This is a genomic window from Clostridium nigeriense, assembly GCF_050585245.1.
GTDB classification, from domain to species: Bacteria; Bacillota; Clostridia; order Clostridiales; family Clostridiaceae; genus Clostridium; species Clostridium nigeriense_A.
Genome location: NZ_JBNOOF010000001.1, coordinates 18754 through 41501, shown reverse-complemented (window position 1 = coordinate 41501; position 22748 = coordinate 18754). Strand labels below are relative to the sequence as shown.

General features: G+C 25.1%; 19 protein-coding genes. 7 read left to right on the top strand and 12 right to left on the bottom strand.

All coding sequences use genetic code 11. The features are described from left to right. Positions 1-55: 55 nt before the first annotated feature. The 6 genes from fliB (at position 56) to ACQPUY_RS00150 (ending at position 8557) form a co-directional block, all read left to right on the top strand. Positions 56-1213, top strand: coding sequence for a flagellin lysine-N-methylase (gene fliB, locus ACQPUY_RS00175; protein ID WP_430838836.1), 1158 nt, complete (start codon positions 56-58; stop codon positions 1211-1213). 163 nt (positions 1214-1376) lie between these two features. After that, positions 1377-4025, top strand: coding sequence for a DNA mismatch repair protein MutS (gene mutS / locus ACQPUY_RS00170; RefSeq protein WP_430838834.1), 2649 nt, complete (start codon positions 1377-1379; stop codon positions 4023-4025). A gap of 16 nt (positions 4026-4041) precedes the next feature. Continuing rightward, entirely contained in the window at positions 4042-5928 is a 1887-nt protein-coding gene (gene mutL, locus ACQPUY_RS00165; RefSeq protein WP_430838833.1) for a DNA mismatch repair endonuclease MutL, read from the top strand. Between the two features lie 9 nt (positions 5929-5937). Further along, on the top strand, positions 5938-6864 hold the full coding sequence (gene miaA / locus ACQPUY_RS00160; protein ID WP_430838832.1) for a tRNA (adenosine(37)-N6)-dimethylallyltransferase MiaA: 927 nt from the start codon (positions 5938-5940) through the stop codon (positions 6862-6864). A gap of 33 nt (positions 6865-6897) precedes the next feature. Continuing rightward, positions 6898-7131 (top strand): RNA chaperone Hfq, encoded by a 234-nt coding sequence (gene hfq / locus ACQPUY_RS00155; RefSeq protein WP_430838831.1) that lies wholly within the window; start codon positions 6898-6900, stop codon positions 7129-7131. Positions 7132-7273: 142 nt separating this feature from the next. After that, complete coding sequence (locus ACQPUY_RS00150; protein WP_430838830.1) at positions 7274-8557, top strand: aminotransferase class I/II-fold pyridoxal phosphate-dependent enzyme; 1284 nt, start codon at positions 7274-7276, stop codon at positions 8555-8557. A gap of 101 nt (positions 8558-8658) precedes the next feature. Here the strand turns inward: ACQPUY_RS00150 and ACQPUY_RS00145 are convergent, their stop codons facing one another. Beyond that, the gene (locus ACQPUY_RS00145; RefSeq protein ID WP_430838829.1) at positions 8659-9234 is read right to left on the bottom strand and encodes a metalloprotease family protein; all 576 of its coding nucleotides are present in this window, start codon (positions 9232-9234) and stop codon (positions 8659-8661) included. Between the two features lie 61 nt (positions 9235-9295). Beyond that, entirely contained in the window at positions 9296-9898 is a 603-nt protein-coding gene (gene lexA / locus ACQPUY_RS00140) for a transcriptional repressor LexA (protein ID WP_430838828.1), read from the bottom strand. Positions 9899-10067: 169 nt separating this feature from the next. Here lexA and ACQPUY_RS00135 point away from each other — a divergent pair, with 169 nt between their 5' ends. Beyond that, a complete protein-coding gene (locus tag ACQPUY_RS00135) occupies positions 10068-10436 on the top strand; it encodes a hypothetical protein (protein WP_430838827.1) in 369 nt (122 codons plus the stop codon). 120 nt (positions 10437-10556) lie between these two features. Here ACQPUY_RS00135 and ACQPUY_RS00130 read toward each other — a convergent pair whose 3' ends face one another. From ACQPUY_RS00130 to ACQPUY_RS00085, 10 genes are all read right to left on the bottom strand, one after another. Next, positions 10557-11495 carry a tyrosine recombinase XerC gene (locus tag ACQPUY_RS00130; protein ID WP_430839510.1) on the bottom strand — a complete coding sequence of 313 codons (939 nt, stop codon included), beginning with the start codon at positions 11493-11495 and terminating at the stop codon, positions 10557-10559. Positions 11496-12121: 626 nt separating this feature from the next. Then, positions 12122-13621 (bottom strand): DUF2828 family protein, encoded by a 1500-nt coding sequence (locus ACQPUY_RS00125; protein ID WP_430838826.1) that lies wholly within the window; start codon positions 13619-13621, stop codon positions 12122-12124. Positions 13622-13766: 145 nt separating this feature from the next. After that, positions 13767-13946 (bottom strand): hypothetical protein, encoded by a 180-nt coding sequence (locus tag ACQPUY_RS00120; RefSeq protein WP_430838825.1) that lies wholly within the window; start codon positions 13944-13946, stop codon positions 13767-13769. 84 nt (positions 13947-14030) lie between these two features. Next, on the bottom strand, positions 14031-14639 hold the full coding sequence (locus ACQPUY_RS00115; RefSeq protein WP_430838824.1) for an acetate uptake transporter: 609 nt from the start codon (positions 14637-14639) through the stop codon (positions 14031-14033). A 79-nt stretch (positions 14640-14718) separates the two neighbouring features. After that, complete coding sequence (locus ACQPUY_RS00110; RefSeq protein WP_430838823.1) at positions 14719-15852, bottom strand: DHHW family protein; 1134 nt, start codon at positions 15850-15852, stop codon at positions 14719-14721. A 26-nt stretch (positions 15853-15878) separates the two neighbouring features. Next, positions 15879-17249: an MBOAT family O-acyltransferase gene (locus tag ACQPUY_RS00105; RefSeq protein ID WP_430838822.1), complete on the bottom strand. Its 1371-nt coding sequence runs from the start codon at positions 17247-17249 to the stop codon at positions 15879-15881. A 71-nt stretch (positions 17250-17320) separates the two neighbouring features. Further along, entirely contained in the window at positions 17321-17785 is a 465-nt protein-coding gene (locus ACQPUY_RS00100; protein WP_430838821.1) for a DUF4358 domain-containing protein, read from the bottom strand. A 67-nt stretch (positions 17786-17852) separates the two neighbouring features. Then, positions 17853-19763 (bottom strand): ABC-F family ATP-binding cassette domain-containing protein, encoded by a 1911-nt coding sequence (locus tag ACQPUY_RS00095; protein WP_430838820.1) that lies wholly within the window; start codon positions 19761-19763, stop codon positions 17853-17855. A gap of 90 nt (positions 19764-19853) precedes the next feature. Then, a complete protein-coding gene (locus tag ACQPUY_RS00090; protein ID WP_430838819.1) occupies positions 19854-20360 on the bottom strand; it encodes a QueT transporter family protein in 507 nt (168 codons plus the stop codon). Between the two features lie 256 nt (positions 20361-20616). Further along, entirely contained in the window at positions 20617-22626 is a 2010-nt protein-coding gene (locus tag ACQPUY_RS00085) for a hypothetical protein (RefSeq protein ID WP_430838818.1), read from the bottom strand. Between the last annotated feature and the right edge of the window lie 122 nt (positions 22627-22748).

Genomic DNA, 22748 nt, shown 5'->3' with positions numbered 1-22748 from the left:
AAAATTATTTTATTAAAAAAATACAATATTATACTTAATAAGATGTGAGGGGAAAATGAAGATAAGAACACCAGATTATTTTAACGAATTTAAATGCATTGCTGATAGATGTGAGGATACTTGTTGTGCTGGATGGGGAATAGTAATTGATGATGAAAGCTATAAAAAATATTTATCTACTAAAGGTAAATTGGGAGAAGAACTAAGAAGTAAAATAATTAATGATGATGGGGATAATATATTTGTTTTAAAAGGAGATAGATGTTCCTTTTTAAATGAAAGTAATTTATGTGATATATATAGTAATTTAGGATCAGATGGATTATGCTACACTTGTAGACAATATCCACGTTATTTAGAGGAATTTGGGAACTTACGTGAAGTTGGTATATCTTTATCTTGTCCTGAGGCAGCAAGGATAATCTTAAGTAAAAATGATAAAATGAAATTTAATCTTTCGGAAAACAATGAAGAGGTTAATAGTTATAATGATATAAACCCTAATATTTATATCAATCTTATGCAGAGTAGAAAAATTGTTTTAGATATATTGCAAGATAGAAAAATGGAGTTAAGAGATAGATGTACTCTAGTGCTTACTTTTGCAAATGAAATTCAAGAAAAAATAGATTCAAATGATATAAACTCAATTAAAGATATTAATAAAAAGTATTTAAATAAGGATTTTTTATATAAGTTTATTATCTCTTTTCAGGAATTTAACAATAAATTAGATCAGAAATACTTAAATATCTATGAAATTATTAATATATTTATAGATTTAAAGCATTTAAAGCCGAATGATATATTAGGATTAGAAAATTCATTAAGATATTTTTGGCAAAATGAAGAGGATATAAAAGTTTACCAAGATCTTAATGATAGCTTTAATGAATATTATAAAGATAATGAATATCAATTTGAACAGATTCTTATATATTATGTATTCAGGTATTTTATGAAATCAGTATTTGATTATGATGTGTTAGCAAAAATAAAATTTGCCCTAATAAGTTTTATAGTAATTAGAGAATTGTCTATAATACGTTATTTAGAAAACAAAAAGTTTTTAGATGAAGATATGGTAGATATAGCACATATATATTCTAGGGATATAGAGCATTTAGAGGAAAATATAGAGGTTTTAGAAGAATTATTTGAAACTAGAATTGAATTTAGTGTTGAAAATTTAATAATAACTTTATGTAACTAGGTAAAATAAGAGAGTGTTATTAAATAAAATTTATTAGTCAATACTCTCTTATTTTGCATTATAACTTATTGCTTTTTATTGTTGTTAGTTTATAGTATAATAGTCATAAAACCTTATATTTACAAGGTTTGTACTTAAATTTATGTTTGTGAGGTATAAGAATATGTTAACTCCAATGATGAGACAATATTTTGAGATAAAAGAAAATTATAAAGATTGTATTTTATTTTTTAGATTAGGTGATTTTTATGAAATGTTCTTTGAGGATGCAAAAATTGCTTCTAGAGAATTAGAACTAGTATTAACTGGTAGAGATTGTGGACTTGAGGAAAGGGCACCTATGTGTGGAATTCCTTTTCATGCAGCCTCTTCGTATATATCAAGATTAGTTAATAAAGGATATAAGGTTGCTATAGGGGAACAAGTAGAAGATCCTGCTGCAGCTAAAGGAATAGTAAAAAGAGATGTTATAAAAGTTATCACACCAGGTACTTTTATTGAAGCATCTGAAGATAGTGAATATAAAAATACATATTTAATGTGCATAATTGAAGAAAATGGTAGTTTTGGAGTTTCTATATCAGATATATCTACAGGAGAATTTAAAGTTACTTCATTTTCTGCTATTAAAGCGACTTTATTAGATGAAATAACTAAAATTAACCCTAAAGAAATATTAGTTGATGAAAATATAAGTGAAGGGCTTTTATCAGAAATAACATCTGTTTCACAAGCTTTAATTACAAAGAGAGATTTAACTAAATCCATATGTACTGAAGATGAACTTATTAATCAATTTTCTGAAGTATGTGTAGCAAATTTAAATAAATTATCTAAGTATGTATCAAAGGCTTTACTTAAATATATTTATGATACTCAAAAAATCACATTAACTAATATAAATCTTTTAGAATATTACGATATAGTAAATTATATGACTATAGATGGAAACTCTAGAAGAAACTTAGAACTTACTGAAAGTCTTAAAGAAAAATCAAAAAAAGGTAGTTTAATATGGGTTCTAGATAAAACTTCAACATCTATGGGGGGAAGAGCTATTAGAAAGTGGATAGAAGAACCTCTAATTATAAAAAAAGAAATTGAAAAGAGATTAAATGGTGTTGAGGAACTATTTAGTAATAGCTATTTTAATGAAGATTTAAGAATACTACTAAAAGAAATTTATGATATTGAAAGAATAGTTGGTAAGATTTCTAATAAGAATGTAAATGCTAAGGATTTAATATCATTAAGAAATTCTATTGAAAAGTTGCCAGGAATAAAAGAACATTTATCTAAAGCAAACTCTAATATATTAAAGGAGTGGTTTAATGATTTAGATGAGTTAATTGATATTAAAGATCTTTTAAGAAAATCTATTTTGGATGATCCATCTATATCTTTAAAAGAAGGGAATATAATTACAGATGGATATAACGAAGAAGTTGATAGTTTAAGAACGGCCAAACTTCACGGTAAAGAGTGGATTGCTGCTTTAGAAAATAGAGAAAGAGAATTTACAGGAATTAAGTCCTTAAAGGTAGGTTATAATAAAGTATTTGGTTATTATATAGAAATATCTAAAGCTAATTACTCTTCTATACCAGAGGGAAGATATGTTAGAAAACAAACATTAGCTAATGCAGAAAGATATATCACTCAAGAATTAAAAGAAATGGAAGACAAGATATTAGGTGCAGAAGAAAAGCTAATATCTTTAGAATATAATTTATTTATTGAAATTAGAGAAGCTATTGAGAAAGAAATACCAAGACTTAAGCAAAGTGCTAGAATAATAGGTAATTTAGATGCTCTATCTACTTTAGCATTAATTGCTTTAGAAAATGATTATATAAAACCATCCATAAATGAAGAAGGAGTAATAGAAATAAAAGAAGGTAGACACCCTGTAGTAGAAAAAGTTATTGGAAATGGTGAATTTGTTTCAAATGACACAACACTCAATACAAATGATAATAGATTGTTACTTATTACAGGTCCTAATATGGCTGGTAAATCTACTTATATGAGGCAAGTAGCATTAATAACATTAATGGCGCAAATAGGATCATTTGTTCCTGCAAAATCTGCTAATATTTCAGTGTGTGATAAGATATTTACTAGAATTGGTGCCTCTGATGACTTAGCTGGCGGTAAGTCTACCTTTATGGTTGAAATGTGGGAAGTATCTAATATATTAAGAAATGCTACCTCAAGAAGTTTGGTTCTATTAGATGAAGTTGGAAGAGGAACATCAACTTATGATGGATTAAGTATTGCATGGTCTGTTATAGAGTATATTTCTAAAAATAATAACCTTAAATGTAAGACTTTATTTGCTACTCACTATCATGAGCTTACTAAGCTTGAAGGTAATATAGATGGAGTAAAGAATTATTCAGTTGCTGTTACAGAAGTAGATGATAATATTGTTTTCTTAAGAAAAATAGTAGAAGGTGGAGCAGATCAATCCTACGGAATTGAGGTTGCAAAACTTGCTGGATTACCAAATGAAGTTATTGAAAGAGCAAAGGAAATCTTATCTTCATTAGAAGGAAATAAAGATGATAGTAAACATATTGAATTAATTAAAGAATATGAAACAATTAAGGAAGTTGCTATAGCTAAGGAAGAAAAGCATAAAACTAATAAAAAAACAAAGAACGAAGAGAATTATCAGTTAGATTTTTCAACAATAGAGAAAGATAATTTAATTAATTCTATAGCTGATTTAGATGTTATATCATTAACACCTATGGATGCAATGAATGCATTATATAAGTTAACATTAGAAGCTAAGAAATTAAAGTAAATTAAGGGGGGAGAGTATGAAGAGAATCAATATATTAGATGAACATACCTCTAACAAAATAGCTGCAGGAGAAGTGGTTGAGCGCCCTTCTTCTGTTGTAAAAGAATTAATGGAAAATTCTATAGATGCCGATGCAAAGAATATAACTATTGAAATAGAAGAGGGTGGAATTTCGTTAATTAGGATAATAGATGATGGTCATGGGATTCATAGAGATGATATTAAAAAAGCATTCTTGCCACATGCAACATCCAAAATAAAAGATGTAGATGATATATATTCAATTATGACTCTTGGATTTAGAGGAGAAGCTTTAGCATCAATAGCATCGATATCAAAAGTAAGCTTAAAAAGTAAAATTGAAGATGATGATTTTGGTTCAGAAATTATTATAGAAGGCGGAGAGATATTATCTTTAAATAATATAGGCACTAACAAAGGGACTATAATAGAGGTGAAAGACTTATTTTATAATGTTCCTGCAAGGAAGAAGTTTTTAAAATCTACTTCGAGGGAAGGTGCTTTAATTAGTGATATTGTTAATAGAATAGCATTATCTCATCCAGATAAGTCTATTAAGTTTTATAATAACGGTAAGAAGGTATTACATACTTATGGTACAGGTAATCTAATAGATGTAATAAGGACTATATACGGTAAAAACATTAGTGAAAACTTAATTTACTTTGAGAGCAAAGAAGATTCTATTTCTTTATATGGCTATATAGGAAAAGAAGAGATCTCAAGAGGTTCTAGAAATAATCAAAGTATATTTGTAAATGGTAGATATATTAAAAACAAAACTATTGTAGCTGCTGTAGAAAATGCTTTTAAATCTTTTGCGACTGTTAATAAGTTCCCATTCTTTGTTTTATTCTTAGATCTTTATCCTGAATTCGTAGATGTAAATATACATCCAACTAAGGCTGAAATTAAGTTTAAGGAAGATAGAGGAATATTTAAAAAAGTTTTTGATTCTGTGCATAAAGCTTTTAAAAACGAAGTTTTTGAAGATTTTTATATACCAGAAGAAGAAAAAATAGAAGAAAATAAAGAAAATACAGTTGAAGAAATAGAGTTTAATATTAACGAGCTTATTAATGAACCCAAAGAATCTAAAAATGAAAAAATAATTAGTAAAGATTTAGAGAATATATCCTATGAAGAAGTAAAAAAGGAAGAGGAAATATATAATAGTCTAAGAAATTTAAATAATATTCTTAAGCCCACAATATCTAATAATATCGATATGCCTGTAGTTTATGAAAAAAAGAATGAATTAAATTATATAAGTACTGATTCTACAAAAGAGAAAGTAGCTAAATTTCCAAATCTAAGAGTTATAGGACAATTCAATAAAATGTATATATTAGCAGAGTATGATGATATTTTATATATTATCGATCAACATGCTGCTCATGAAAAGATATTGTTTGAAAAGTACTTAAAGAACATCGAAGAAGGAGATATTGTAGTTCAACAATTATTAGTTCCAATTTTAATAGATTTGACTACAGATGATTTTTGTTTTTATGAAGAAAATCTAGATGTTTTTTCTAGAGCAGGTTTTATAATAGAAAGCTTTGGTGGTAATACTATCGCTATAAAAGAGGTTCCATACTTTCTAGGTAAGCTTGATGCGAAAAATTTATTTATGAATATTTTAGATAATATTAAAAGTTTGGGTAGCGGTAAAACTACTGAAGTAAAATATAATAGAATTGCTACATTAGCATGTAAAGCTGCAGTTAAAGCTAATAATTATTTAAATGAATCAGAGATGGAAAAGCTAGTTTATGACTTAAGATATATTGATGATCCGTTCCATTGTCCTCATGGTAGACCTGTAATTATTAAATTTACTAATTACGATTTAGATAAGAAATTTAGAAGAATAGTATAGGGAGAAATAATGAAGAAGAAACTATTAATTATTGCTGGACCAACCGCTGTTGGAAAAACTAATTTATCAATAAAACTTGCAAAAGAATTAAATGGTGAAATAGTATCAACTGATTCAATGCAAATATATAAATACATGGATATTGGTTCTGCTAAAATTACAAATGAAGAAATGGAAGGTATACCTCATCATATGATAGATGTAGTAGAGCCGGAAACTCCTTTTTCTGTTGCTGAATATAAAAGTATGGCTATAAAATATATTGAAGATATTTTATCAAGAAATAAATTACCAATACTAGTAGGTGGCACCGGTCTTTATATAAATGCTCTTACTTGTAATATGAATTTTACAGAAGCAGATAGTGATGAAGAGTATAGAAAGGAATTAGAATTACTTGCTGAAGAACATGGTAATGAATATATTCATAATATGCTTAAGGACATAGATCCTATAAGTTATAAAGAAATTCATCATAATAATAGAAAGAGGGTTATAAGAGCTTTAGAAGTTTATAAACTTACAAATAAACCTTTTAGTTCATTTAATTCAGGAGATGAATTTTATAACGGACCTTATGATGTTAACTATTATGTATTAAACATGAATAGAGAAAAGCTTTATGAAAGAATTAATCTGAGGGTAGATATTATGCTAGAAAATGGACTAATTGACGAATGCATAAAATTAAAGAATATGGGGTATAATTCTCTTATGCAGTCAATGCAAGGTATAGGTTATAAAGAAGTATTCTATTACTTAGAGAATAAAATAACTTACGATGAAGCTGTAGAGATGATAAAGAAGGGATCTAGGAATTATGCTAAAAGACAGTTGACATGGTTTAGACGAGATCCTAGAGCTGTTTTTGTAAATAAAGATGAATTAAGTGAGAAAAAGATATTTATGAGAATAGTAAATGATTTAAATTCATAAATTATATAACATAGTATTATGGAGGTGGCTTGGATGAATAAACAACCTAATAACTTACAAGATATCTTTTTAAATGGAGCTAGAAAGAATAGAATACAGGTTATTATTTATTTAACAAATGGATTTCAACTAAAAGGATACGTTAAAGGTTTTGATAGTTTCACTGTTGTTTTAGATAGTGATGGTAAACAAATGCTAGTATATAAACATGCAATCACAACTATAACTCCTTCTAAATCAATATTATTTAACAATGATGAAGAGTAGGCAAATTTGTCTACTTTTTATTTTATATATAAGGTAAGTGTTTGAAAAAACTATGAAATATGATAATATTATCTTTATGACGATAAAAATTTTATAGAAGGAAGGGGAGTAACATATTAGATAACTAATATGTAGGTATACTATGCTTAAACAAACAGAAGATTTGATGATGAAAACTCTAAACTTTAAAGAAAACACTTTTGAGTTATATAAGAAGGCCTTAAAGGATGTAGAAGAGGTTTTTAGTTCTTATGATGATATAAGAGAATATAATCAATTAAAAGTATTAAAGGCTTTCCAAGATGAGAGAATAAGTGAATCACATTTTACTAATTCATCAGGATATGGTTACGATGATATAGGAAGAGATTCATTAGATAAGGTATATGCAAGAGTATTCAATACTGAAAGTGCTTTGGTTAGACCTCACTTTGTCAATGGTACACATGCAATAGGATGTGCTCTTATGGGGAACTTAAGAACTGGAGACACTATGGTATGTATTTCAGGAGCTCCATATGATACTCTTCATAATATTATAGGTATAAGTGGTAAAGAAAATATAGGATCTCTTAAGGAATATGGAGTTAACTATAAACAAGTTGATTTAAAAGATGGAAAATTTGATTTTGAAAAAATAAGAGAAGTATTATCAAATGATGATACAATAAAATTAGTACATATACAAAGAAGTACAGGATATGGATGGAGAAATTCTTTTTTAGTAAGTGAACTCGGAGAAGTAATTGAATTTGTAAAAGATATAAGGAAAGATGTAATAGTATTTGTAGATAACTGCTATGGTGAGTTTATCGATACTATTGAACCAACAGATGTTGGAGCAGATTTAATTTCAGGATCCCTTATTAAAAATATAGGTGGTGGAATAGCTCCAACAGGAGGGTATATAGCAGGTAAGGCTAAATATGTTGAACAGGCAGCTTATAGATTAACGACTCCAGGAATAGGAGGAGAGTGTGGTTCAACTTTTGGAGTTATGAGACAACTATATCAAGGTTTATTTTTAGCACCTCATATAGCAATGGAAGCTGTAAAAGGAGCTGTATTTTGTTCTAGAATAATGGAACTTGCAGGTTTTGAAGTTCTTCCTAAATACAACGAAAAAAGAAGTGATATAATTCAAGCTATTAAATTTGGTGAAAAAGATAAATTAATTCAGTTTTGTAAGGGAATACAAAAAGGTTCTCCTATAGATTCTTTTGTTGAATGTGAACCATGGGCTATGCCAGGATATACTGATGAAGTTATAATGGCAGCTGGAGCATTTATTCAAGGCTCTTCTATTGAATTATCAGCAGATGCACCTATTAGAGAGCCTTATATAGCTTATCTTCAAGGTGGATTAACTTTCGATCATGCAAAGATAGGTATAATGATTTCTCTAAATAATATTTTAAATAATTAATAAAAAAGTGTGATATATAATATTCTTGTTTTTTAATGTATTAATCATTTTAATAAGAATTACTATATCACACTTTTATAATAAAAAAATAGTTTATATATCTAAGAATAAAAAATAATTTCATTTGTAGAAAGTTTAATCTTACTCCCTTTCGAATAATTTTTAATTATTAAAATTAAATAAATAATATCTTTTGTAGCTATAATAGCTGATGAAGAAGCTAATAAATATAAATACATATTAAATTCCAATATATAACTTACTATAGTAGGTATAACAACTAGTAGTATAAAAGGAATTACTATAGATATAATAACTCTTGCTATAGATATATTTATCTTTGATGATATATCTATAGCAAGAGTATAAGGATTTAGCTGGAGAGTAATAGTATCTTTATTGAAGACCTTAGGTAAAAATAAAGCTTTAAAAAATGAATAGGGAAAGTCTATAAATATATATGAAATAATAAGTAAACCTAGAAATTTAACACCTACCTTTATATAATTGTCACCAAGGAAGAATAAACTATATCCTAGACCAAATGCGTAAACCATAGCTACAATAACTTTTGAAATTAAGATTATAGTAGAAAATTTACCTTTATCTATAAGATTATTTTCATCTAACATTGATTCATTTAGGATTTGATCTTTTTTAAAAATGGAAACTTTCAAAACAAACCTCCTTCAAACATAAAAAATAAAGTCATACACAATATTGTATGACTTATAATTATTAATATGCTCTAAATAGACCAACTAATTTTCCTAATATACTGCAATCCTCAACAATAATAGGAGATAAACTATCATTTTCTGGTTGAAGCCTTATATGATCTTTTTCTTTATAAAATGTTTTAATAGTAGCTTCATTTTCTATTAATGCTACAATTATTTCACCATTTTGGGCCGTTTGTGCTTTTTCTATTATAGCATAATCACCATCGTTTATTCCTGCTTTAATCATACTATTTCCTGTAACTTTAAGTATAAAAAGTTCATCATTATGTTTTACATAATCTATAGGAATAGGAAATGTATCTTCAATATTTTCAGTAGCTAAGATCGGTGCCCCTGCTGTTACTTTTCCAATTATAGGAATATTTAACATTTCTTTTTTGTTATTAGACATTTCTATGATTTCAAGAGCTCTTGGTTTAGTTGGATCTCTCCTAATAAGACCTTTTTTCTCTAATCTTTTTAAATGTCCGTGAACTGTCGAAGTTGATCTTAAATTTACAGCTTCGCAAATTTCTCTTACTGAGGGTGGATAGCCCTTATTCTCTGTATATATTTTTAAAAACTCATAGATCTCCAATTGTTTATCACTTGCTTCCATTACAAAACACCTCACTTTATTGGGAATATTATAACATATAATGATTATAATATCAAACTTATGTTCTTTAATGATATTTTTTACAATAAATATAATTTGATTATTTTAAATAACTTTGATATAATATGTTTTACGTTAAAATGTAAAAAGAATCGTAGGTGGTGTTTTAGTGAATATTAATAAATATACTGATGATGATATATGCGATATATATCCAAATAGAATATGTGACAACTGTGGCGATTGTCTAAAAGAAGAAGGTATAGATGTTAGAGCGATTAAAATAGAAGATATAGCTAAGAATGTTGAAGAAAATGAATTTTTGGAAGCAGAGTATAAGAAAATGCTTGAAGCATTAAAAGAAGAAGAAAATTCTAGATTAGAAGAAGTGAATGAATATGAAGATGAGGGTTCTTTAGAATATGTAGATGCCTTTGATCATATAGAATATATTGATGACTTAGATTATTTAGAAGAAGATTTTGATGATGCTACAGAAGAAGTATTTCCTGGTTTTAGAAGATTAAAGAAAAAGTAATATATAGTAAAAATGAATATCTTATAATTTAAAGAGTATAGTAGGTATTAAGTTTTATCTTAATACCTACATTTATTATATAAGAAACTCGTCCTATTAAAGTTTAAGAAGATTAGATTTCTATAGCTTAGAAAGTGGGTTAGACTTAACTGCATCTCTTAATATTTCTTCATCCACATGGGTATAAATTTGAGTAGTAGATATATTTTCGTGACCTAATATACTTTGTAAACTTCTAATATCTACATTACCATGCTTGTACATTAATGTAGCTGCTGTATGTCTTAATTTGTGTGGAGTATATTTTTCATCTCTTAAACCAGAATTAGAAATATGTTTCTTAACTAATAATTCTACAGTCCTTTTATTTATAGGTTTGAAGCGGGAGGAGAGTAGTAGATACTCTTTATCCTCAGGAAGACATTTAGAATCATTTCTGACCTTCAGATAATTATTTATAGCTTTTATGCAGGCTTCATTTAAATAAACAGTTCTTTCTTTATTACCTTTACCTATAATAGTTAAGGTATCTCCCTTTATTTTATCCATTCTTATACTACAAAGCTCAGATAAACGCATTCCACAATTTAAGAACAAAGTTAATATACAATAATCTCTACAATAATTTTTACTTTTTTCATCAAGAGAATTTAATAAGTTTAAACTTTCATCTAACGTCAAATAAATCGGATGTCTTTTATTAATTTTAGGAGATTCTAGATCTAAAGTTGGATTATCTTCAATAATCTTAGCTTTGCCTTGAAGAAATTTAAAATAAGATTTTAAAGCAGCAACTTTTCGAGCTCTTGCATAATTACCATTACCTCTTTGTTTTTCAGCAAAATTTAAGAATGCATAAATATCTGTTAGTTTTATATTTCTTAAAAAATAATTATCTATATCTTTTATGTTAATTTCATGAAATTCTAAAGATTCATCAAATACTAAACCTTTATAGATTTTTAAAAATTTAAAAAACATAGATAAATCAATTTCATATCCTTTAATAGTATTTACAGACTTCCCCTTTATAGTTTCTAAATAATTTAAAAACTCCATTAAAGATTGTGGTAAATTTTTAATTTCAACTTTTTCAATTCCATACTTATTTCTGAGTGTATCTACAGTTGAAATTTTATTTTCATCAGATTTTAAATTTATATTTAAAGATGAATTTTTCTTTTTTAGTTTTTGACCTTTTTTAATCGTTCTATTAATTCCAAGTTCTTTTAACCATATTTGAATATTACGAACTCCTGTATTATAAATTTCAGATAGCTGGACCGTAGAAAGTTTGTGTATTTCAGCTAATTTGTACAAATCCTCAATTATATACTCATAACCTCGTTCAGAACCTAGACTATAGTAATTAGAGTAAACTAAGTGAAGTTTTTTCTTATCTTTATTTGATAATTCTATGTTCAAAAGTCGCTTTATGTCATCACTATAATTAAAATCTTTATATTTATATGTTATTTTTCGTATTGTAGACATTTTTTCACCTCAATTTTATCTTATTAAGCCTTGATTTTATTATATCACAGCCGTTTTCCGCTTGCAATATTACGAAATACACTAAATGTATATTTAGCGAAATTAATATTAAGAAATTCTATATATTTTTATCAAACTATATGCTAACCATATTAAATATTATGTAAAGTAAATATGAAATAAATATGATTTTATATCATATTTATTTCATATTTACTTTTATCAAATTTCTTTATCAAGAATTTTGTTCTATTTATTTCTTTACACTCTAATAAAAACCTCCATATATTTTTACTATATCCATTAATAATTATGACTTTATCAGATTTTTTTATATAAAAGTTTTCATTGAAATTATTTAAATTCCAAAGTTTAATTTTAGGCATTTCATAGCCAGCTTTAATCCATTTTTCATTGATCTCATCTATATTATCTAATTTTAAGTTGTTTTCATTATTATATATAAACAATATAGATTTTGGTGAAGAACTTTTTTTTGAATTTTTCTTAATTAATGTAAATAAAATCAAATCCATACCAATGTTGAGATTTATATTATAATTAATATAATTTAAAAATAAATCACCTAAATCAAAAGATAAATTCTCTTCATTTATTTTTTTGAATTTAGGAGTTTTGTTATAGTATAAATAATAGTCTTTAAATGCGTTCAAATTTATTTTTTTATATAAAAGCATTGCTTTTATTAATATTTTAATTTCTTTATAATTTTTCTTCGTTCCCAATCCCTCTATACCATTAATTATAAAAGTATCCTCTAAATTCTCTAAATTCTCAATCATTTTAAAAATTTCATTATTACATAAATTCAAAAACAATATATTATTCTCTATATTTTTAGTATTAACAATATTTTCATTGTTTGTAAAATTGTCAATTATATTTATATTATATTTATTTTTAATATTCTCATTATAAAATATATTGTCAATATTCTCTAAAATAATATTTTTCTTAATAAATGAATTATTCTTCATTTTCAAATAATTTTCCTTATCATTTTTCAAAAAAGCCTTTTTATATTTCATTAAAACAGAGGGAGATATATTATCATAATTAATATCGCTATAATTAGAAGTTCTAATATTATTTTCAACTAAATTTAATTTTTTTCTCAAATCAGTAAGTAGTATCCTATATTCTTTACTAGAGTATCCAAGTAATAATTTAGTTTTAGTAGCTAAAGCTTTAGTTTTTTTAGAGGATGTATTTTCAGATTTTAGCCACTTTGATAAAGTAGATGGGTATTTAGTATTTATATCTTTTTGTAGTTGTTTTTTAAAAATATTAATCACATTATTTTCTAAAGGTGTTTCAAACAACGAATAATAGTCATCCCATCTACCATATAAACTAATTAAGTTTAGATTATTTATTAAAATATCTGGTTCATTCTCTCCTAGAAATCTTAACAAAACTCTAAATATACGTCTCTCTCCTAGCCCACCCCTAATATCTCTTATAAAAAATAGAAGTTTAAGCCCAAGCACTTTATCAGAGTAGAAAATAAGTTTAAAAGATAGTATTATTTCTTCTTCTGAAGCTACTCTTAAGTAATCAATGCCATTAAAAAACTCAACAATATAATTAATACATGTTATATCAACCTCAAAATCTATATTAGATATTTTATATAATTCTTCTCTTAACTTTTTAAAAGCCTTAGACATACTTACCTCCATATAATAGTCAAGACACATTTAAATAAAAAGCTGTTAGTGTCTTATCAAGATACATATTTTATATATTAGCTGTTAGTATCTTTGCATTATTATTATATTGTAAAGTCTAAGGCTTTAGAACTTAATTTATATATTATTCTATAATTTTAGTGATTAAATCATTTAAAATTAATTCAGATTTAGAGGAACCTTTTTTAAAGCATCTAATTTGCTTATACTCTACTTTATTTAAATTCAAATCAACTATATCTATTTTTTCTCCTTCATACACAATTGGATCCTTTTTTCCTTTTAAAAATATAGAAACTTTCATATATAACTTCCCTTCCTAAATAAAAAAATAGTGTTAAAGTATACTAAAACTATAACACTATTTCGTTAAATATCCTATATAAAATTATTTAAAAATATTAAACGGCTTTCCAACAGGTAAGAATATTTTACCAAAATGCTTATTTAAAACAGCTGCTGCAGATCCGTAGAATGATAGAATTGCAATACCTAATTCAGAATAAGCCGCTATGTTATGAGAAAGATGAGGAATTATATTGAATGCATTTAAAGCTAGTCCTATGAATAAGAAATCAATTAAAACAAAAATCATAAATAAAACCTTATGAGTTTCCATTGCTCCTATAGTCATAAATAAAGTAAAAATTAAATATGCTAGAAATGCAAAGCCTAATTGTTTAGAATCAGCTGCAGCTGCAAGCTTTTCTCCAAAAACACCATTTTGTATAAGCCATGTCATCCCCATTGAATACCAGAAGAATGCATATGCTCCAAATGCAGTTGCACCAAATGTATTGTTATGCTTGAAATCATTTATACAAGCCAGTAATTGAGCAGTTGCACCTAAAAATAAGGCCCATGGTAAAACTAATGAAACACCGCTAGTTAAACCTAATTTTTGAGATGAAGCAACTAATGTTATAACTGCTAATCCAAATAAACCTAAAGCTGAAGGATCAGCTACTAAGATTTTAACTTCTTTTGTATCTTTCATAATTTCCTCCTAAGTTTTTAAAATGCCTTAAAAAGGTTATCAAATAATTATCTTTTTGTCAATAATATATAAATATTTTTTAGTATTTAAGCTTTGATATATTTAAATCTTCAGATATATTTTTCAAACTATACATAATTATTACATTATCAAAATTATGACTTTTAAAAAAATCATTAAACTCATCACCAAAACTTCTTAAATCAACTATATAAGTTTCTTTATAATTATTAGCTATAAACTGTATAAATGAATTTGCATAAGAGTCTTTTATTACTAATATTTTAGAATTATTATTCTTATTGTTATTTTTAACTAAAGTAATAGCGTTATTACCTCTTAAAAAAGCCGAATACTTATCACTACTACTCCACTTACTATCATTATTTATATTAGCAACCTGTAATTTATCTATAAAAACCTCTATATTATCAATATCATAATAAGTGATTATGTCTGCTTTCGCATCTACCTTTTTACTTTTAGAAAAATAAGTTCCATAAAAATTAGGAACACTATTTTCTTTCAAATCATTTATATCAATGGGTATTATATTATTTTGTTTACAGAATTCTAAATAAGCTAAATAAGCTCCATATGAAGTCCAGTGATGATCAGTTTTATAATAAATATAACTATCTCTATTTTGTTTTAAACTTTCTAGTATATCTATACTTTTTACATTTTTAAAATTATCAAACTCAGAATATATACTATTTATGTATCTTTCTTCATCGACTAAATTTATTCCATAAGGTAAAAAATCTTTATATATAGTAAAAGACTCTGGTATTATCATCAAATTAAAATTCAAACTATCATATTTAGATATAAAACTATTTATTATAGATATATTTTTAGCTAAATTATCTTCATCAATATTTTGAAATTTATCAAAAAGAAAATCATTTTTCCCATAAACCACATTATTATTTTCTTTTTTGCCTAATATATTTTCAGAAATTGATTTTATATTAATCCATTTATCTCTAAATATAAACTGATCATTTACATATCTATCATAGTTATTAAAAAATCTTCCTTCTATAAAAGCACTATAATAGAACTTTGGCTTTTGAGCTAGAGATCTATTTTCATAATCCGAAAATGTAATATCCTTATTAAATATATCCAAAACAGTAAAAACTATAATAATACTTGTAAAGAAAATAGTTATAGGATATTTTTTTATTTTTTTTAAAATTAGTGTCATAAATAAATCTTCCTTTATTAAGTTTTTTAAAATCTAAAATATAAAAAAGGATTATAGGTACTATCTACTAAGTAAGCTATTGATAAAATAAATAAAATAAACATAATAATTACTTTTATATTTTCATTAAGTTTCTTATATATTTCTAATATTAAAGGTGTAGAGCATAAGATACAAATCAACAAAATTATAAAGTAATTTTTTATATAATAAATCCACTCAATGGAATAGCTAAAAGTAAGCATTTTTTTCAAGTAAAGAAACAATAATTCTATATTATCTATTGCGAATATACACCAACCAATAAGCAAAAAGAAAATTGTATATATATGAGAAAAAACTATATGCTTATCTAAAAAATTCTTTATAAATCTACTTTCTATATAAACTAATATAAAGAAATATAATCCCCATATAATAAATGTATATTCAGCTCCATGCCAAAATCCAGTAAAGAACCATAGTATTAATAAATTAAAAAAATATCTTGTTCTCCCTACTCTATTTCCTCCAAGAGGTATATAAATATATTCTTTGAGCCATGAGCTTAATGTAATATGCCATCTTCTCCAAAATTCCCTTATGCTTTTTGATATATACGGAAAATTAAAATTCCTTGGAAAAGTAAATCCTAGCATCTTTCCAAGCCCTATAGCCATAGAAGAATATCCACTAAAATCAAAATATATTTGAAATGAGAATGCTAATACCCCAAGCCAAGCTAAAGGTGTTGTTATATCTTTAATACTTTTACTATATATATCAGTCCAGAGCATACCTATATTATTAGCTAAAAGCACCTTTTTAGCTAATCCTACTATAAATATCTTTATACCTTCTTCTATATTAGTAAGTTTTATTTCTCTATTTTTTATTTCTTTATCTATATCACTATATTTTACTATTGGTCCAGCTATAAGTTGAGGAAATGATGATACAAATGCTCCAAAATTAATTATATTTCTTTCTGCCTTAACCTCTCCTCTATATACATCTATTGAATATGACAATGTTTGAAAAGAATAGAAGCTTATACCAAGAGGTAATGTTATATTCAATTCATTTATAGACAATCCTAAAATCATATTTACATTATTAATAAAAAAGTTGAAATATTTAAAGAAAAATAACGAACCCATATTAAATAAAATAGATATTAATAATAAATGCTTACATTTTTTTCTGTTATCAAAGTTATTTTCTATATTTATTCCAACAAAATAATCTACTAAAATAGATGCAATCATAACGATAAAATATTTAGGCTCTCCAAAAGAATAAAACAAAAGACTTCCTATAAGTAAAATTAAATTTCTGTATTTTATTGGTGATAAAATATATGTTATAAAAAATAAAGGTAAAAATCTGAAAATAAATAAAAGACTACTAAAAACCATAAAGTTCTCCTAAATATATATTTATTAAAAAAACTAGATAAGAATATTCTTATCTAGTTTCTACCTATTTCCTATTCAAAACATTCATTGACTGCTTTTTCTGCTGATTTAACATCCTCATTTATTAAAAGTATAACATAATTTCCTTTTTCAGTTAATATCGCATTTTCAGTTTTTTCTTTTTGATCTGGTAAATAAGCGTTATTTTTTTCAGTATCTAACATTTCTTGTAAAGCACTTTTAACAGATTCAACCTTACCATCTTTTGCTTTTACTATTGCAGTAACATCAGCTGAGTTAATGATCATAGCTTTAGTTATAGCATATTCTTCTACATCTTCTAAATTTATAGTAGTTAAATCTGAAACAGTTGAATCATCTAACTCCATAGGCATTTGCATTGGTGCCTTTTCTTCAACTTTTGCAACCACATCTGCTACTGTTATTCCTTCTTTTAATTCTGAACTCTTAGTTCCACAGGCAACTAAAGAAGCACATACTAATATACTACTTAATAGTTTTGTTATTTTTTTCATTATTTATCTCCTTTTGTTGTATTTCTCATAAATTATACTATATGAACTATAGTATTTAAAGAAAAATTTAATTTTTCCTATATTCCTTTATTTTTTTATCTAAGTCTTCTAGATACTCTAATCTTTCGTATTTAAATAAAAGTTCTTCTTCTAACCCTTCCTTTTCTTTTATTAGTTCATTTAAAATACCATAATTACTTGCATTTTCTAGCATTTTTTCTTCTAAAGATTCTATATTTTTTTCAAGACTTTCTATAACATCATATATTTCTTCAAATTCTTTTTGTTCCTTAAAAGTAAACTTAGGTCTTTCATCTTTATTTTTATAGCTTTTATTCACTATTTTCTTATTATTTTCTTTATCTTTTATTTCTGGATTTTTTATCTTTTCATATTCTTTATTTATTAAATAATCACTATAGTTTCCTGTATACTCTTTTATTAATCCATTTCCTTCATAAGAGAATATTTTATTACATAATCTATCTAAAAAATATCTATCATGAGACACTATAATAACTACTCCCATAAACTCATCTAAAAAATCTTCTAAAATTTTTAGCGTTTCTATATCTAAATCATTTGTAGGTTCATCTAAAATAAGTACATTTGGTGATTCCATTAACACTCTAAGCAAATGCAATCTTCTTCTTTCACCACCAGAAAGTTTTTCTATTGGCGTATATTGCAGTGTTCCATCAAATAAAAACCTTTCAGCTAATTGTGAGGCAGTTATAGTATAACCATCTTCTGTTGGAATATTTTCTCCGCCTTCCTTAATATAATCAATTGCTCTTTGATTTAAATCCATATGAGTATTATCTTGCGAGAAAGTACCTATACTTACTGTATCCCCTATTTCTATAATACCCTTATCAGGCTTTATAGATCCAGTTATAATGTTAATTAAAGTAGTTTTACCTGCACCATTTTTACCTATAATACCTATTCTATCACTTTTAGAAAATATATAATTTAAATCTTTTATAAGTACTTTATTTTCATAAGCTTTTGAGATATTATTAATTTCAATTATCTTTTTACCTAATCTTCTACCTATAAACGGCATTTCAACCTCAGAGTTTAGCGCTGTATATTCTGTATTAACTAAGTCTTCAAATCTTTGAAGTCTCGCCTTTTGTTTAGTAGTTCTAGCTTTTGCACCTCTTCTAACCCATTTTAATTCCTTTAAAATAAGTTTTTGCCTCTTCTCCTCTTTAGCAGCCTCTATCTCTAGTCTTTCAACTTTTTTTTCTAAAAAGTCACTATAGTTACCTTCATATTGATATAGTGATCCTCTATCTAATTCTAATATTTTATTAGTAACTCTATCTAAAAAATATCTATCATGAGTTATCATAATTAAAGCACCTTTTCTAGAATTTAAATATTCTTCTAACCATTCAATAGATTCTGAGTCTAAGTGGTTAGTAGGCTCATCTAAAACTAGCAATTCACAAGGTGTAATTAATGATGAAGCTAAGAATACTCTCTTTTTTTGTCCTCCTGAAAGTTCACGCATTTTTTGATTAAATTCCATAATTCCAAGTTTAGTAAGAATTGTTTTAGCGTCACTCTCTAAATCCCACAGATTCATAGTATCTATTTTACTTTGTAATTGTATAAGTTTATCATTTAAAGAAGGATCTTTAGATACCTTATCTAATAAGTCCTCATATTCCATTAAAAGCTTCATTTCAAGAGTATCACCCTTAAATATTTGTTCTAATACTGTAGAATTATCTTCGTACCTTGTATCTTGAGCTAAATACTCTATTCTAACATTTTTACTTTTTGATACCTTTCCATCAAAGAATTCATCTCTTCCAGTTAATATCTTAAGTAAAGTTGACTTACCGGCACCATTTAAACCAATTAGTCCTATTTTATCACCATCATTTATATTTAAGTTTACATTTTTTAATAAAACTTTTTCACTATAAGTCTTATTTATATTTTCCAATGTTATTAAATTCATAAGTTTCTCCTTAATGTTTATCTATTATCTAAATATATTTTAATCAAAAAAATAGGCTTAGACAACTATAAAAGTATCTAAGCCTATTTTTTATATTAAAACTTCTTTTATTCTAGTTTTTTCAAGTAACTTAAAGACCGGAACTCCAGCAATTGTTATTACTACAAATTCACCAAAGGCAACTTGTAACATTATAATAAATAATGATACAGCTGAATCTACGCTTGATGCCCAAATTACCCATCCAACGATAATTCCATTAAATATTGTTGGCCATAATGACGCTACTACTAGAGAAATATTTTTATTTTTTATTATTTTAGATGTTCCATATATAGCTAATACACTTATAAAAGTAGCTAAAGTTCCAAATATAATATCTAATATTCCTAGTCCACCTAAAATATTAGCTAATAAACAACCTAAAGTTAATCCACCTATATATATTGGATCAATAAAAGCTAATAACACTAAGATTTCTGATACTCTAAATTGAAATGCTCCATAGCTAATTGGGGCTAATATTAATGTCATAACTGCATAAATAGCTGCAATTAATGCTGTTCTTACCATTTTTTTAGTTAAATCGTGTCTCATATTTACTCCTCCATTTTTAAATATAAAAGGCGCCTATAGTATAATAGACACCTCAATATACGAATTTAATAAAAGCTAATTTGTATAAAAATAAAAAGAGGTTTATTAAAATAAATAAAACCTCTACTAATAAAATCACACTTAATACAAATTGCAATTAATCACCGTAGTTTTGTTTATAGACAGGAGGCTTACGAACTGTCTTATTTAATTTACTTAACTAGTATAGTGCAATAGATTAATATTGTCAATTACTTTATATTTCTTTTATATATTTTTCAAGCTTAGTATATTCTCCATATTTATCTATCCACCAATCTCTATACCATACCCTATAAATTTTAATATTATTTTGTCTATAATAGTTAAGTTTATATATATCATTTAATAAAAGGTCATAATTTAAGTTCTTACTACTAGGAGATACTATAACTATTATCTTTTTCTCTGAATCATTTTTTAAAAGTTCTAAATAATTCCCGCTAACATTTGCATTTATTGCTAATCCCTTACTAATTAAAAAATTATTTATTTCGTTAATTAGTATGCTTTCATTATGAGAAGTTATATAAGGATTATATAACCCTATACTATCAATTATTTTAAAATCATTTATACTATTATTTTTACTTTTAGATAATATAATTATATTTTCTCCTAATCTATTTAATTTATTTAATATATTTTCATTAAAAATATAATACTCATCTAGTTCAACAACGATTCTTTTGAAATAGAACTTTTTGTCAATTAAATTATCTAATTCATCTATGGACCCATTAGATATTACACAGGGAAAAAATCTATTTACTGATTCTATAGATATATAATTTATCTTTTCCATTAATAATGAATAACCATCTTTTAATTGATTATCCCATACACTATTTATAGCACTATATAATAAACTATCCCTTTTGTATATATCATTAAAAATATCTTCTATTATTTTATCATATTGATTATATATTTTAATAATGTCATTATATCTAAATTCCTCTTCTTCTATTTCTAAATAAAGCTTCAGATTGGGTAAATATGATATTAAATTATTAATTTCCTTTTTCTCTTCTAAATCATCATAGCAATAATTAAGTATGTCCTTTTCTATTGGAGATAAACTATTTACTATCTCAAGATCTGTCTTAGCTTTATCTGCAACTTTAAATATTTTTAAATAAAATTTTAAAGTTTCGTATACATCTTCTCCTCTAACAATATTTCTAAGAGTTTCAATGTAAGTTCCGTCATTTAAAATTTCTTTTAAAAATGATAAATTATCTTTTAAACTGCAAATTGAATTATAGTTATTTATATATTCATCATATATTTCTTTTTGACACTTTGTAAATAGATTCAATTTATCTTCTTTCTCTAATCCTTTTTTCTTTTTAAATATGTTAAACCATTTCTTTTTTTCATTAATACTTAGCAAATCATGATTATATTTCAAATTAATTATATTTGATAAGGAGGCAATATAATTTTCATCCATAGTCTCATTTAAAAAGAATAAATCAATAAAATCACTAGTATATTTTGAGTATGTTAAATTATAATTTATTATTTTATTGCTAGTTATATGGTTAATTTCATCTATAGTTTTACTTAGGAGATTATAATCTATAGGATATATTAAGCATTTAAATATATCATTATCAATGAATCTTTTATATTTTACATAAGAAAAACTAAAACCTGAAGATAATATATTTTTACAGGATTCTTTTACTTTTGAATAAGAATATTTGTTTAGAGGTTTCTTTATTCTATATGATTTATAATACTTGTAATATAAATCATAATTATTTATCTTTCTTTCAGTAATCTTATACTTTTCTATTAGTGAAATATTATTAATATTCTTATTTAAAAATAAGTCATTAATTCGTAATAATATTTCATACTTTTTCTTAATATCTCTATTTATTAACTCTATCTTACTTATAATAGTTTTACCTGTTTGCGGGTATAAATCTAGTAATAACTCTTTTATTCTATAATTTAAATCATCATTATCATGAAAGTCTATAATCCTTTTCCCAAGGGATTTAAATATCTTTTGACTTAAAATTTTGCTTTTTTCAGTATTTGAAATAATTAAAACCTGCTCTTTATTAAATAAATAATGAGATGTAATTTCATTAATAGCTTTTAATATATCTTCTTCATTCAAATTATTTATTAGTAACTTACTACTGTCATTATTATTTAAAATAACGTTTGAAATATAACTAAGACTCAATAGGTTAAAAGTACTTTCCATAAGTTATTTGTTGCAAACAGCAACTTCCTCCTTATATTTTTAAATTTAAATATTAGTACAATATATTCATATAAGATAAAAATTATAATTAAATTTCATTTATATTTAATATTTATGTCAAT

Coding starts and splice junctions, on each gene's coding strand:
- hfq (WP_430838831.1), top strand. CDS start 6,898: ATGAATAAACAACCTAATAACTTACAAGATATCTTTTTAAATGGAGCT.
- ACQPUY_RS00110 (WP_430838823.1), bottom strand. CDS start 15,852: ATGACACTAATTTTAAAAAAAATAAAAAAATATCCTATAACTATTTTC.
- ACQPUY_RS00130 (WP_430839510.1), bottom strand. CDS start 11,495: ATGGAGTTTTTAAATTATTTAGAAACTATAAAGGGGAAGTCTGTAAAT.
- mutS (WP_430838834.1), top strand. CDS start 1,377: ATGTTAACTCCAATGATGAGACAATATTTTGAGATAAAAGAAAATTAT.
- ACQPUY_RS00100 (WP_430838821.1), bottom strand. CDS start 17,785: ATGAAAAAAATAACAAAACTATTAAGTAGTATATTAGTATGTGCTTCT.
- ACQPUY_RS00085 (WP_430838818.1), bottom strand. CDS start 22,626: ATGGAAAGTACTTTTAACCTATTGAGTCTTAGTTATATTTCAAACGTT.
- ACQPUY_RS00090 (WP_430838819.1), bottom strand. CDS start 20,360: ATGAGACACGATTTAACTAAAAAAATGGTAAGAACAGCATTAATTGCA.
- ACQPUY_RS00150 (WP_430838830.1), top strand. CDS start 7,274: ATGCTTAAACAAACAGAAGATTTGATGATGAAAACTCTAAACTTTAAA.
- ACQPUY_RS00105 (WP_430838822.1), bottom strand. CDS start 17,249: ATGGTTTTTAGTAGTCTTTTATTTATTTTCAGATTTTTACCTTTATTT.
- ACQPUY_RS00095 (WP_430838820.1), bottom strand. CDS start 19,763: ATGAATTTAATAACATTGGAAAATATAAATAAGACTTATAGTGAAAAA.
- miaA (WP_430838832.1), top strand. CDS start 5,938: ATGAAGAAGAAACTATTAATTATTGCTGGACCAACCGCTGTTGGAAAA.
- lexA (WP_430838828.1), bottom strand. CDS start 9,898: ATGGAAGCAAGTGATAAACAATTGGAGATCTATGAGTTTTTAAAAATA.
- ACQPUY_RS00115 (WP_430838824.1), bottom strand. CDS start 14,639: ATGAAAGATACAAAAGAAGTTAAAATCTTAGTAGCTGATCCTTCAGCT.
- ACQPUY_RS00125 (WP_430838826.1), bottom strand. CDS start 13,621: ATGTCTAAGGCTTTTAAAAAGTTAAGAGAAGAATTATATAAAATATCT.
- fliB (WP_430838836.1), top strand. CDS start 56: ATGAAGATAAGAACACCAGATTATTTTAACGAATTTAAATGCATTGCT.
- ACQPUY_RS00120 (WP_430838825.1), bottom strand. CDS start 13,946: ATGAAAGTTTCTATATTTTTAAAAGGAAAAAAGGATCCAATTGTGTAT.
- mutL (WP_430838833.1), top strand. CDS start 4,042: ATGAAGAGAATCAATATATTAGATGAACATACCTCTAACAAAATAGCT.